The sequence below is a fragment of the Paenibacillus sp. NPDC056722 genome, from assembly GCF_042790635.1.
GTDB lineage: Bacteria > Bacillota > Bacilli > Paenibacillales > Paenibacillaceae > Paenibacillus_AQ > Paenibacillus_AQ agri.
In genome coordinates this window covers 116,894-131,803 of record NZ_JBHTYV010000005.1, presented here as the reverse complement: position 1 = coordinate 131,803, position 14,910 = coordinate 116,894, and the positions used below count along the sequence as shown (strand labels likewise).

Here is a 14,910-nt window from a genome sequence, read left to right as displayed (position 1 = left end):
ATTATAGTGAACTTTTAATTATTTGTTCTTAACATTAAAACTCACCCGATTCCGGGTGAGTTTTTTACTGTTTTGCTAAAAATATCACTTACATGAACCGATATAGAACAGAGTGATGCTTTACCAGAACCCCTATTCAAAGGAGAGATATGCACATGCAACGCTTTAAGAGACCATTCGTATGGCTGCTGCTGGCGGCTTTGCTCGTTACCATGTTCCCAGGTCGGTACACACCCGTTGCGACAGCAGCAACAGCATCCACGACTTACTTTAGTCCGGATGATCTCCTGCTGCGGAACACGATTTCCCTGAAACAGGACGTTGTGAAAACTCCTGGTGATACTACCGATCCAGAGGGTCTAATCAGCCGTACCAGCGCCTATAAGACAAGCAATCAGACGCTAACTATTACAGGTACCTACTCACAAGTTACATCGACTACGATGAAGGTTGTGGTTGAACAGCTTACGCAAGACACAACAGGGAAATGGGTTACAGACCCTACGCGCTTGACCACCGGTACTGTTACTCCTGACACCAACAGTCCAAACAACCGCTTTACAACAAGTGGAGTTGTTCTATATCCGGGCTATAACAAAATTACGTTCTCGGGAAACCAGGGTAACCTGCAACGCTCCGAGTCCTTTTATGTACTTTATGACAAAGTGCCGTTTATAACATCTCTTAAAGTTTTGGGTGGTCCGGCAGCCTTGGATCTGAATGAAGGCACACAGGTAGTTGTTCCTGTTTCTTCTATTACCATTCAAGGTAAAGTAGCCAATGCTACAAAAGTAAGTGTAGCAGTCAATGATGGACCTGTCCTGCAGACATCACTTCTTGAGGATGGCACGTTCTTCACTCCCGCACTGACTATCAAGCCGGGACTCAGCAAAATCAAAATCACTGTGCAAAATGCTTCAGATTCCATAAATATTGACCGGACGATCTATTTCTTTGACAAAAACCAGCCGTATGCTTCATTGAATATTGTTCATGGCGGTGTGGAATATAACCTTTTGAACAATACGCCTACGTTGACCGCACCTGACACAACGGCAGCTCTGAAAGGGCAGATTCTTGTACCCTATAGCGCCACTTCTTTTTTAACAGGGGCTAAGTTTACTATTAATAAAGGAACAACTAATGCTGTTGTTCTTCCAATCGATAATGTTGCAAGTGAAGTCGTCATTCCTGGACCGAATGGTGTCACGCCAGCTTATAAGCTGGTTGAATTTACAACAAAGACTGAGCTAAATATTACTGCAGGCTCCAATGACTTCACTTTGGCTCTTGATTATGACCAATACAGTACATCGTTGGTGAACTCTTATAAGTATTTGCTCAATGAGACAGTAATCGACGATATCTTCTATCTGCCAGGTTATACGGGAACTGGGCCTCTAACCAATATCTCTAAGCTCCCTTTAAACGGTCAGCAATTGGAGAAGGACAATTTCTACATTCTCGTTAAAACTAATAGAGCAACTACAGCTGTTCTTACGGCTAATTACTTGCCTTTGAGTAAAGCGCCCCTAGATTTAACTGCAATTCCAGTGGCTAATCTAGGCCAAAACGAATATGTATATCACATTACCAAGTTTGCTAACGGACAGCAAAAGGTGCAATTTAAATATACAGGATCTCAATCCTTCTATAATGCTGATATCTCCTATGTATCCAAGAATTATATTTACGTGAATAATATACAAGATGGACAGACTTATGAGTTTAATTCCAATACTAGTAACAAGCTCACATTTGAAGGTGAATATCTTGGGTTTGAGAACATTCAAAGTGCCCAAGTACAGATCAATGGTATCGATAGTGCTTCTTTACCACCAGAGGTAAAATTTGATCTGAGCAATGTTAGTCTAGCTAACCCAACATTCAAGTTCACCTTACCTATTACGCAGTCGGGACCTTTGGTATACGGTGAGAATAAGATTGTATTTACCGGCGTATCTAACAGTGGAGGAAATCAACGTACAATTACAAAAGAACTGCGTATCTATATTATTGATACCAATGTCTCTAACCTGACTCAATTTCATCCTTCGTTAGGAGAGGGACGTACACCATTTACAACTAACTCCTTGTCTAATGAGACGGAACGTAATAAAATTCTGGCGCTCCCACCTGAATTTGTTTACAAGGATGAGAAATATACTACAAATCAGGAGAAATATGATCTCGTTCTGCGCGGTGGCGGTGCGACGATTTTGAATCTCTATCGCGGTTCGGAATTAGTTTTTACATCGGTAGGCAAAGCGGATATGCTTCAAGATGATCCCAGACCACTTTTTCCCGAAACTGATACAACAGGACTTATATACGATTACTATGGTAGTGACAAAGATTTCCTCCTGCGCTTGCGTGACATCAAGTTTGATGCGCCTGGAAGTCATGTTTATTCTCTTGAACTGATCAACAAGACAGGTGCCAGAACGACACAACGTCTTGAAGTAACTCGTGAGGTATTGCCGTACCGGGTTCTAGCGCCAGTTCCGACGGTGGGAGATAAAATCATTGTGAACAAAAACTTTGTCCGCTTTGATATTGAAGCCGAGGGCGCTACCAAGGTAATGATCGACAAATTCGAAGCAGTGAAACGTAATGACCTTCAGAACCGCTTCACTTATGATTATGTTGGTCTGAAGCCTGACAAATCTACGTCTATTAAGATTCAGATTGTACGTAACGGCACGACCATCAATGATACAATCCAGGTTTATTATGCAAGTGCAACCCAAATCGACACGCAGTACATGGCTGAAAAGGTTGCAACAAAATACAGTGTTTTCAACAAGGGACTTGAGCTTTCCTTCCCTAAAGGAACCCTTATGAAAGGCTTTGCCAGTTCAGGGGCTGCCAAGTACTATCCAGATACAAAATTGTTGTTCGGGATTGTAGATCCTGTTGATGGTGTCGTTGAACGTGTCAATGATTACGGGAATATCATCAACGTCAGTGCTGCGGACGCCAGAACACCTGAAGGAAAGAGCCCGCTTGTAATTCCTCAGGAACTGGTGCTTCGTTTCACTTCGACAGCCAGCACGAACAACTTTTCAAGAGTTTCAGATATTTATTGGCTTAATGGTGGTCTAGGAGAAGTAGGTACAAAAGGAACAGCAAATTATGTACCGGCTACAAACGGGATCGCTCCGTACTCGATAGAAGGATACTTTACGCAGTACAGTCAAACTCGTAAAATTGTTCCTTCCCAGCGCGGTGAGCTCAAACTGAGCTTTAGCCCAAGTGTTGTGGATGAAGTGGGATCTACTATAACAGTATTCCGCTACACAGACTCCGGAAAGTGGGAGAATGTTGGCGGGGAAGTGGATACCAAGAATCATACCGTTACTGTTCCATTTGATGAATTTGGTTATTACACAGTGATGAAGCTACGTCGTGGCTTTACGGACATTACTAATCATCCGTGGGCGAGAAATATACTGAATGGATTATACTCAAAGGGGATCATGACTAATCTTCGTGCGGATGCCTTTGGAGCCGATGACACGACAACTCGTGGGGAGTTCGCAACCTTGCTGGTGAAAGGTTTGAATATTCCGCTAAGTTTTAATCCAAACCAGCAGACATTCTTTGACATTGTGCCAGAGGCCGTATCAACCACCTGGGATTTCAAGCATATTGAAACTGCAGCCAGAGCCGGTATCGTTACAGGACTGAGCGATGGTTTCTTTGGACCAGATCAGCCGCTGACCCGCGAGCAAGGCGCTGTGATGATTGCGCGTGCCCTGAAACTAAAGATGTCTATGAACGACAACAAGCTTCTAGCAAGCCTCTCCAAATCATTCGGTGATACCGCTAATATGGACTTCTATACGCGACCAGCTATTGAGGCTGTATCGAAGGCGAAGATCATGGAAGGGACACCAGTGACTATAACGGGACAGAAGAAACCTACCTATAATTTTAATCCAAAAGGTAAGTTAACTCGTGCTGAGGCAGGGAAAATTGCCGTAGAGCTTCTGAAAAAGAGCACAAGCATCTTCCCGAAGACCTTTAACTAAAATCATTCTGCAACAAAACGGCCAATTCCGCGAAGGTATTTGCGAATTGGTCGTTTTATTTTTCCATATTTGGAGTTTGACAGACCATGCTTGAGCCTACATAATTAAGTAGCATTAATGAATTTTCCATTCATACTGCGTTTTTCTGGGGAATAGCTTAACTTACCAGCTACGTTCACTTTGTAATCTGCTCCCATTTACGATACAATAACGTAGAAAATATTATTTTCTGAAAGGTGAAAGCCATCGATGAAACCGATTTTATCAAAAGCTCAACTGGATTACATGAAAGCCAAGAATATGTTTGAGAATAGAGCTAAGGTATTGGAGAAGGAAATTGCAGCTAAGCGTGCGCTTCAGGAGATTACTCAGGAAGTTATGGAAGAGCTTGTACAAGCTACTGGCTTCCATGATGCGTATAACGAGCTTGTTATTGCTGAGAACGCGTTAATTGAATGGTCTCACTCTACAATTAAGCATGAGAAGAGCTACCGTGAGAACCGTGCAGCAATTGATGCTATGTATGATAATGTGAATTCTAGCCCAGAGAAACGCCAGGAGCTGATTCAGCTCTCAATGAAGATTCGATAAGCTTATGTATAGAACAGGGCGCTTATGCGCTATAGGGTGTCTAGCCAGTCCACAGTGACTATGTTAGACACCCTATTTGTTATCCGCCTGAATTCCTTTCCTATAATAAATAAAGGAGTTTCAGATAGTGTATCTTAGCAAATATTACTTAATGACGTCTTGAAACCTGCTATGCTATGCTGTTTTCCGTAGCCACCCATCATTAGAAATAGTTAGTAATACATACATATGTAGCTTCTATTGGGGCGGAACCGGAAAGAAAATTCGAAAATATTTTTTAGAAACCGCAACTTTTCCAAACCTTCTGCGTTTAAGGTGTAGAGTCACTTACACAGAGCACTGAAGACAGTGTTCGATCATAAAGCAATTTATCCAAATGGAAAAATTAGCTTTACGTGACTTGAGGCACATTGTATAATACTTAGGTAGAATTAGGAATCTAGTATTATCATGCCTTCAACTCGTTTACCAGTTTCTGTGATACCCGTCACAGACATTATTTATACTTAATTTGCTCAACTCGGGAAAGGGGGTGCATCGGCTAATGAGTGACATGAGCTACCCAACTAAAGAAAATTCTCAGTTCATGAATGTCCAAGGAGGAGAAAAAAAGGTTATGAAGAAAATTTTATCCGTAGCATTATCTACAGCAATGGCATTCTCGATGTTTGCCTCTGTAGCGTTTGGTGACGCAGCAGCAACTCCGCAACAAAAGTTTGACGCTTTGGCAGCTAAAGGTATCCTTAACGGCTACCCAGATGGTAAAGCTCACCTTGAATACGATCTGACTCGCGCTGAGTTCGCTAAGATCGTTACTAAATTGTTCGATCTGCCAGAAGTAACTAACAAATTGTCTTACAAAGACAAAGGTTACAATGCAACTAACTGGGCAGTTCCTTACATCGAAGCTGTTACTGCAGCTAACCTGATGGAAGGTAAAGATACTGTTAAAGGTATCTTCGACTACAACGGTAAAGTAACTGTTGAAGAAGTAGCGACTGTATTGTTCCGCGCATTGAAGCTGGAAGCTCCAGCTACAACTGATAACTCTGCATCTGCATGGGCTAAAGGTTATGCTCAAGCGATCATCGACAAAGGTTTGGTTGCTCAAAACACTGCATTCAAAGCAAACGCTACTCGTTCTTTGGTAGTAGAAACAGCTTACGCGGTTGACCAATTGAGCAGCACTCCAGTGTTGACAGTTGCTTCTGCTGAAGCTCTGAGCCCAACTAAAGTAGTTGTAACATTCTCTGACAAAACAACTACAACTGTTGAACTGACAACTGCACTTGTTGCAGGTGTTGAAACAACAATCAACTTCAAGCACCAAGAGAAAGACTACACTGCTAAAGTAACTTTGGCTGCTCCTAAGGTTGTATCCGTAACTGCGCCAAACGCTAAGCAAGTAGTTGTTAAATTCAACCGTTCCATCGATACTGATACTGTTGCTGAATCCAGCAAAGTTATCGATGGCGTTGTGAAAGTAACTAAAGTTGGAAGCAAAGACGATGAAGTTTCTAACGCTGTTGTTAACTTCAACGATGACAACACTGAAGCTGTAATCACTCTGCCAGGCGTTAAGTTCCTTAAAGGTGACTACACAGTTGTTGTGAGCGACGCTGTGAAAACTACAGCTGGTGAAAAGCTTCCTGCATTCACTAACTTGTTGAACGTAGCTGATACTGTTGCTCCTACCGTTGCATCTGTAAGCTCTACTGCTAAAGCAACTACTAAAGATGTTTACGTGAAGTTCAGCGAGCCAGTTAAAACTACTGGTATTATTGCCACTGTTAATGGTTCAGCTTCTTCTGTAACTGTACAAAATGATACTTACACTGAGTTCAAACTGAGCGGAGTATCCTTGGATAGCGGCAAGACCTATGATGTAACACTCACTAACGTTACTGACTTTGCTGGTAATGTAGCTAACCCTAACCCAATCAAAACTACTGTAACTGTAGTATCTGATGTAGCTGCTCCAGTTATCAAGAGCGTAACAGCTATCAGCGACAAATTTGTTGAAGTTGAATTCGACAAAAACGTTGAACGTGCTTCCCTCGTAGGAAATGTTCGTCTGCTTAACGCTGTTGGCGAAAGCCAAGGTACTTTCCGTGTAGTTACTTCCGACAACGGTAAGAAATTCACTTTGGAAACTCCTTTGAGCAGCTTCCCTAATTCCGGTACCTTTACTGGATCGGTTGTTTTCGGAGCAACAGTTAAGGATACTCTGGGCAACATCTTGGGAACCGAAACTAAAAAAGACATTACCTTTACTAAAGACACAGTAGCACCTACAGTAACTGGAGTTACTTACACAACTAGTACCACTAACAAAGGTCTGGTTTTGAAATTCTCTAAAGATGTTACTTATGCTGGTAAAGGCGATGTATACCTGATCAATGACAAAACTGGTGAATCCACTAAAGTAACGCACAGCACTAGCAGTGTAGTAGGCAGTGGTAAAACATTTACATTGACTGGCGTAAGTGTTTCTTCTGGATCGTACTCTGTGCGTCTGCCACAAGGACTCTTCAAAGATAAGTCCTTCTCTGCTAATGAGTCTGCTGCAGCTGTATTGGCTGTAACAATCGGTTCTGCTTCTACTGATACAACTGTGCCAACAGTATACAGCTTCGACGCTGTTAACAATGGCATCGTGATCAATGATAGCCAAAAGACTGTTGGTACAACAACTTATGGTGATATCACAATTGAAGTCAATCTTTATGATGAAGGTGGCCTGAATACTGCTTCCCTCATTGATAATAATAGCTATACTCTTGGTAAAAAGAACGAGCCTAAGGGCTTGCCTTCAGGTTCTTTCGTAACTATTCAAACATTGACTGATAAAGGCGTAGTTACTTCGAGCGCTGCTAATCCGAAATATGCTCGTGCAACTGTACACATCCCAAGCTCGGCTATCGAGAAAACTGAAGATTACGAATTTGTTGTAACTGGTGTTACTGACGTAGCTGGTAATGCAATCGATGGATCCCAATCTAAAAAGGTTGCTAAGCTGACTAGCAGAATTGCTCCAGTGTTCAACTCTGCTGTAGTATCCAGCGGAAGCTCTTCTGAGCTGATCATCGGATTCACCAAGGATCTGAATGATGCTACATCTGAGCTGCAGTTGAAGAAGAACCTGAAGTTCTTCATTAACTCCGATACTAATGCAGTTAGCGAAGACGACATTCTGTCCATTACTAGAATCGAGTACGGTTCTGATAAAGGTAAATGGTCGGTTAAATTTGCTAAGCATGCTATCGACAGCAAAGTTACCACTAAAGAAGTTCTTGATCTTAACAGCAATGACGTTAACAGAATCCTTATCAAAGTTGTTAAGACCGATGACCTTACTGATGCTAACAAAGTGTTTGATGGTGACGGCAACCTTCTTAAAGGTGAAACTCAAATCTCCGCTAAGTAATCTCCGATTACTGAAGCAAAGCATAGCCTCTTCGGAGGCTATGCTTTTTTTATAGCTATTTCTAGATCTCATTAAGGAGGACATTGATGAAACCGGTATGGAAAGCTTCACTCGCAGCGCTGTTATTGATAGGCGGAATTTGGGCTGGATCGGTGATGAATATTACTGCCGAAGGAGCCGGTGTGGGCTCACAGCCTGGAACAGCAGATGATCCTGTAGTGACAAAGAGTTATGTAGACCAACAAATTCAAAAGGCTTTGCAGGGTGGTACAGGCGTAACACCTACTGCGACAGTGGCTCCTACAGCTACAGCCATTGCAACTCAAGCGCCCACAGCAACACCAAACCCAGCTAACACATCAAGTAACGAGTCGGTTATTGTTGATGTAAAGCCTGGTCAAAGCTTAATTGCTTCGGCTGGTGCAGAGTTTATCGTTCGTGCAGGCAAAGCGGTTGTCCTTTCCCAGGACGCCAATGGTATTGCTGATTTAACGGAAGGTAAAGATTTGGGCAATGGAGTATCAGCTCCCACCAACCATTTATTGTCCTTCCCGCGGGATGGACGGGGTATTGCTGTCCAAGAAGGACAGACACTTGGGCTCGTGGTTATGGTTCGTGGTGGATATACTTTGAAATAACAAAGAACTGATGTTGTTTCCATTATTTCTCCTTATACTAATCATGCCCACGTATAGAAACGACTATACTTAAAAATTATATATAAAACGTTTGTTTCAAGAGGCACTCTTTTCCTACATTGACAAACATTAAGCCGATTGAAGGTATTTCAGTATGCGCACAATAGACCTGTATTCTTACAATATGCAGGAGGTGCAGCACATGGCACGTAATAATCGTAAAGTCGTACCTGAAAGTCGGACGATGCTAAAGCAAATGCAATATGAAATTGCAGCGGAATTTGGATTGTATGGATCATCCTATGGTGGTGGAGCGGATACGGAGTTTGCTTCCGAACTAGGCTTTACAGGATCAACTTCACAAAGCCAATATCTGGGGCATCTAACTTCCAGAGATAACGGCTCTGTTGGTGGAGAAATTACGAAGAGACTCATCCAGCAAGCGCAACAATCATTGTTTTAATCCTAAATTCCCAGGGTACCAACGAAACCGGGCGGAATTGACAGCTTCTTTTAAATAAGATAATATGACTTCTGAGGAAAGCAATCGACCTTTTCCCTGTGGAAAAGGTTCATTTTTTTGAAGATACATGCATTTTAGCTGCTTTCTAATATATTTTTCTGAACTATTGAGCTGTTAAAAGATTCATATAATTGCTATGGGAGGTTGATGTTCATGTCTATCAAGGGACGCCACTTATTCACTTCTGAATCAGTAACAGAAGGGCACCCGGATAAAATCTGCGATCAGATTTCTGATGCTGTACTTGACGCTTTTTTGGCGAATGATCCAAACGCCCGTGTTGCCTGCGAGGTGGCTGTAGCCACTGGTCTGGTTTTGGTAATTGGTGAAATCAGCACTAAATCGGAATATGTAGATATTCCGGCTATTGTGCGCAACACGATTAAAGAAATTGGCTACACTCGTGCCAAATATGGTTTCGACTATAATACTTGTGCTGTCCTGACTTCTCTAAATGAGCAGTCCGCAGATATTGCCCAAGGGGTTAATGCTGCACTGGAGAATCGTGATCCTGCACAGGTTGCTGAAGAGACTGCTAACATTGGTGCAGGCGACCAGGGCTTGATGTTTGGCTTTGCGACGAATGAGACGCCAGAACTGATGCCACTTCCAATCGCGTTGTCGCACCGGATCGCTCGTCGTTTATCTGAAGTTCGTAAGAACGGAACTTTGAACTATCTGCGTCCAGATGGCAAAACCCAGGTTACTATTGAGTACCAGGATGATAAACCTGTACGTGTAGACGCTATAGTTGTATCTACACAGCACGCAGAGGAGATCTCTTTGGAGCAGATTCAAGCGGATATTAAGGAACATGTAATTCTGCCTGTGGTTCCTGCTGAGCTGCTGGATGGAGAAACCAAATACTTTATCAACCCTACGGGTCGCTTTGTAATTGGTGGACCACAAGGTGACGCTGGTCTGACCGGTCGTAAAATCATCGTCGATACTTACGGCGGTTACGCACGTCATGGCGGAGGCGCGTTCTCCGGTAAAGATCCAACTAAAGTAGACCGTTCTGCAGCATATGCAGCGCGTTATGTAGCGAAGAACCTTGTAGCGGCTGGTCTTGCTGACAAATGTGAAATCCAACTGGCTTATGCCATCGGTGTAGCAAATCCTGTTTCCATTAACGTAGATACATACGGTACAGGTAAAATCAGCGAGGAGAAACTTGCGAAGCTGATCAGCGACAACTTTGATCTTCGTCCAGCCGGTATTATCTCCATGTTGGATCTGCGTAAGCCGATCTATAGACAAACTGCAGCTTACGGACATTTTGGACGTACGGATGCTGATCTTCCTTGGGAACGTGTAGATAAGGCTGAATTGTTGAGATCCTTGTCGGGCATCTAAGTAAAAATCTTACTATGCAGCCAGCAATCATATTCTGATCTTAAAACACCCCAGAATTGCTACTTCGATTGAAGTGGCGATTTTGGGGTGTTTTTTTGTTCGAATACGAGTAATGATGATGGAGCTTCATGAAATAGCGCTACTAAACTTTGGAAGCACTTCAACCGAAATATAAGAGTATATGCGCTTCGATAAAAATGTGAAGTACGGCTTGAGAGGAGTTATCGAAAGATGAAAAGGAAAATCTCCATGTGGACGGCATTGTTTTTAGCAGGAGAGTTATTATTGGGATCGGTCAGTACATCATTCGGGATCGGGAGTTCAGCAGTGTATGCTGCTTCTGAATTCGCTATTAATGTCTCCCCAGGACCGGGAGCAGCTTATGTAGGTGTAGACACTACACTCAGATTGAACTTCGACAGGCTGGTGAATCCTCAATCTGGGGAAATTAGCATCACTCCTAAAGGGGGCAGTACGCCTTTTGTATCGATTCCTATAGGCAGTTACGGATTAATAGGTACTTCCAAGGATTACGAGCTCAAATGGGGGGCTGGACAACTACTGGCTCCGAATAAGACCTATACGGTTACTATACCGAAAGGCGTGTTTAAAGATGCTGATGGCAATGACTCGGCCATTACTGTGTGGGATTTCACAACCGCTCCCGAGGCCAATAAAGAGATTACAGCCAGTGAGTTCTCTCCTGCCAATAATGCAAGAGTAGATGCTGGCACTCTGGCGCAGATCAGTCTGAGGCTTAATAAGAAGCTGCTACCAGGCGGTGGCTCTGTGAAACTGATCTCTTCAGCCGACAATTCAACGGTTCAAAGCTTTAAAATGGCAGACGGAGAACCCGGTGTGGATATAAAGAGCAGTGCGGACGCTACTTCAGTCACTTTAACCTTGGCAAATAAGCTGAAGGTTGGGGCGAATTATTATGTATTAATTGATGCCTATGCGTTCAGGGATGATGATTTCAGAACGTTCGCAGGGATTTCAAACGGCAGTGTCTGGGCATTTTCAACCAAGGCAGTAGCAGACTTCCCGGTAACTCCTTCTCCGGCGAATGGCGCGGGGGAAGTACCTACCACAGGCTCGCTTGCACTGATCTTTGACCGTCCAATGAAACCGGCATCTGGAGTGATTACTGTGGCTGCTGGTGGGGTCCTTGATGGCAGAACCAGATGGCTTGATGTAAATTCTACCGGGGTCACCGGCGGAGGCAGCAATGTGATTACGTTAAATCCGGCTTCTACAGCATCTCCACTGCTGAACGGTACTGCTTATACAGTCACAATACCTCAGGGTTCTTTTTACGATCAGGACGGTAATGTGTTCCCGGCTTCAGGTCCATACACTTGGAGCTTTACGACAGTCTCCCAGGCAGGACCTAGTGTATCGTCACTAAATCCATCTGACCGCAGTGAGGGTGTGGCAATCAACAAAACATTTGCAATTACGTTTAGCCGGGATGTCAATTTCAATGGCTCGATAGCTAATGGTGTCTCTTTATATAAGAGCAATGGAGTCAAAGTTCCAGCTTCCGTTACTAAAGGCACTACGGCGAGGGAGTACCTCATCACGCCAGCAGCAACATTGGATGGAGATACAACCTACTATATTGATATCGCCAAAGGTGCTTTTACCGATGCTACAGATTCTAAAATTCTATACGATGGTTTAAGCGGAAAAAGCTCTTGGAGCTTCCGTACCGCAGTTATTGATAAAACAGCACCACAGCTATCAAGCTCACAGCTTGAAAATAACCGAACAATTCGGCTGAGGTATAATAAATCGCTGAATTCTTCGACTGGACTATTGACCTCAAGCTTTACAGTGACCGTAAATGATGAGAAACGGCCCATCGATAGTGTCTATATTCAGGGTGACAGTGTTTTTGTAGTGCTAAGCACAGGTGTTGCTGTGGGGCAGGTTGTTAGAATCACATATTCCGGCGGATTGCGGACTATACTGGACACTAGCGGTAATGCCGCAAGCACATTTTCCTCCAGAGAGGTAACGAATACTGTTGAATCTTCAATGCCAACACCAAAGGATGGAAGAATTTCCGGTCGATCGGTGGTGCTTAATTTTAATGACACCCTTAAATCAGTGAATTCCTACGCATATAGCCAGTTCGCAGTAACAGCAGATGGATATTCACTTGGAATCAGTTCTATCAGCTCTAGCGGGAATACTGTATATCTGACAGTGAACAGTGAACCAGGGAATGGTACGGTAGTCCGGGTATCGTATAATGCGTCCTCGTATCCTTTACAAAATCAATTTGGACAAAATATAGCGGACTTCAGCGAGTTTTTTATTCGGAATACTAATGACACCATTCCTCCAGAATTTCAAAGTGCCACGGGTGCTGGAAATAAAATTACGCTAAGCTATAATGAAGGGCTCTCTACCACAAACCTGCCCATGAATAGTCAGTTTTCTGTACTTGTCGGAAATACGCCTAACTATGTAACCAATGTAGCTGTCAGCGGCTCACAGGTCATCTTGACTCTACAAAGTGCTTTGGCAGTAAACAAGGACGCGACAATTTCATATGTACCAGGAACATCGGGAATCAGCGATCTGAACGGTAATCGTGCGGCCTATATTAACCTGCAGCCGGTGACGGTGTCGTCAACTACCGCTGTGAGTGAGATTACCAGCGCGACAGTCAATGCGGACGAGCTTATTGTGACATTCAATAAGAATATGCAGGCTTCATCTACCTTATATAATAATCAGTTCGGAGTGAGAGTCGATGGCAGCACTGTGGGCGTGCAAAGCTATGCTTTGTCTGGAACAACATTGAAACTTGTTCTCTCAACGGTTGTGAAAAGCGGACAGAAGGTTGATATGTCCTATATGATTGGTTCAGGATTGATCAAAGATCTTAATGGGAATAGCCTTGCTTCCTTTAATGGGTTGACTGTTCAAAATCTGACAGGGACTACGTCAGGAAATGGTAATCGTCCAGCTTACCTGGGAACACTCGCGGCGAGTGAGTTCGGAATGGAGTATGCGCTCTTAAAAAGCGATTCTGCATCTGTAGCGGATGATCGTTCTTTGTATAACCAATCTGTTAAAAGATACAGTCTGACATCTGATCGTGTAGCTGCCAGTTATGAGTATTTAGATAAGGCAGGAAGCCCGTTACTTGCTTTTGAGGTGCCTGCTACTGAACGTTCAGCTTATGTATCCATTCCGCTGAAGCCTTTGCTTGATGCGGTAAACCGGAACAAAAATGCTAAGCTCATTATTCGTTTCGGTGAGAACCTCTATAGTATTGCACTTAATGATATTGATATGAACAATCTTGTTACTACCTTGATCGCAGATGCCAGCAGCGTCTCGTTGGTACTACGGATGGAGAGCGTTCCAGGCGGAACCTTTGCACCGTTTGAACAAAAACTTCAAGGTCAAGGATTGCAACCGATCACGGGTTTGATGGATGTTCGAATGACAGCTGTAACAGGCAGTAACTTTTCCAATTCACAGCCAGTCAATGTAAAAGGGGAGTATACGGTCCGTACGACAGCATCTTTAAACAGTGCCCAGACTTCGGCGGCTCGCTTGGATCTGACTTACTATGATGCCGTGTATCTGCCTACCAAAGTCAGCAAGTCCGGAAATTATACGCTGCTCCGTGCCCTTATCCCAGGTAACCTGGTTGTGGGAACGTTTTTGTCCACACGGACCTTTACTGATATGGGCAATCATTGGAGCAACAGTGTTGTTGCAGAACTGGCAGCAAAGAACATCATCGATAGCAGCTATGGCTCTACTTTCAAGCCGGGGCAGAAGATTACACGAGCCGAATTCGCGGTGATGCTAAGCAGAGGACTGGGACTGCAAGGAGACCGTGATGCCGCAGGACGCTTCCGTGATGTTCAGCCATCTACGCAAACAGGCGATTATATCGGTGCTGCAGCTAAAGCAGGTATTATTACCGGGAATACAGATGCTACTTTCCGGCCGAATGACTATATCACCCGTGAGCAAATGGCTATTATGATGATACGCGCCATGGAGTACACTGGAAATTATATTACGCTTACTGGTACTCCTTCAGGAGCGTTGAGCATCTTTAAAGATAAGGCCAAAATTCAGAATATGAGTGCCGAATTTGTAGCCAAAGCAGTTCAGTCTGGTATTATCCTCGGCATGCCAGGAGGTACCTTCCTGCCACAGGGGAATGCCACTCGTGCGGAAGGTGCGGCTATGCTACAGCGGATGCTGAGCAAAGCGGGATATTTGTAACAACTGAATATTGATGAAGAAGAGGTTGAATTTGTCTCAAGCCCGGCTCATAGAGTCGGGCTTTTTCTATGAATACAA

General features: G+C 43.7%; 7 protein-coding genes. All 7 read left to right on the top strand.

The features are described from left to right. Nucleotides 1–155: 155 nt before the first annotated feature. The 7 genes from ACFRAM_RS14590 (at nucleotide 156) to ACFRAM_RS14560 (ending at nucleotide 14,832) form a co-directional block, all read left to right on the top strand. Nucleotides 156–4,034 carry an S-layer homology domain-containing protein gene (locus ACFRAM_RS14590; RefSeq protein ID WP_379466461.1) on the top strand — a complete coding sequence of 1,293 codons (3,879 nt, stop codon included), beginning with the start codon at nucleotides 156–158 and terminating at the stop codon, nucleotides 4,032–4,034. A 249-nt stretch (nucleotides 4,035–4,283) separates the two neighbouring features. Beyond that, on the top strand, nucleotides 4,284–4,625 hold the full coding sequence (locus ACFRAM_RS14585) for a hypothetical protein (protein WP_175371464.1): 342 nt from the start codon (nucleotides 4,284–4,286) through the stop codon (nucleotides 4,623–4,625). Between the two features lie 544 nt (nucleotides 4,626–5,169). Further along, the gene (locus ACFRAM_RS14580; RefSeq protein WP_379466460.1) at nucleotides 5,170–8,052 is read left to right on the top strand and encodes an Ig-like domain-containing domain; all 2,883 of its coding nucleotides are present in this window, start codon (nucleotides 5,170–5,172) and stop codon (nucleotides 8,050–8,052) included. Nucleotides 8,053–8,138: 86 nt separating this feature from the next. Continuing rightward, nucleotides 8,139–8,690, top strand: coding sequence for a hypothetical protein (locus tag ACFRAM_RS14575; RefSeq protein ID WP_379466459.1), 552 nt, complete (start codon nucleotides 8,139–8,141; stop codon nucleotides 8,688–8,690). A 202-nt stretch (nucleotides 8,691–8,892) separates the two neighbouring features. Continuing rightward, nucleotides 8,893–9,153, top strand: a complete 261-nt coding sequence (locus tag ACFRAM_RS14570) for an alpha/beta-type small acid-soluble spore protein (RefSeq protein ID WP_379466458.1) — start codon at nucleotides 8,893–8,895, stop codon at nucleotides 9,151–9,153. Between the two features lie 213 nt (nucleotides 9,154–9,366). After that, nucleotides 9,367–10,569 (top strand): methionine adenosyltransferase, encoded by a 1,203-nt coding sequence (metK, locus tag ACFRAM_RS14565; protein ID WP_175371468.1) that lies wholly within the window; start codon nucleotides 9,367–9,369, stop codon nucleotides 10,567–10,569. A 231-nt stretch (nucleotides 10,570–10,800) separates the two neighbouring features. Continuing rightward, nucleotides 10,801–14,832 (top strand): Ig-like domain-containing protein, encoded by a 4,032-nt coding sequence (locus ACFRAM_RS14560; protein ID WP_379466457.1) that lies wholly within the window; start codon nucleotides 10,801–10,803, stop codon nucleotides 14,830–14,832. Nucleotides 14,833–14,910 lie beyond the last annotated feature (78 nt).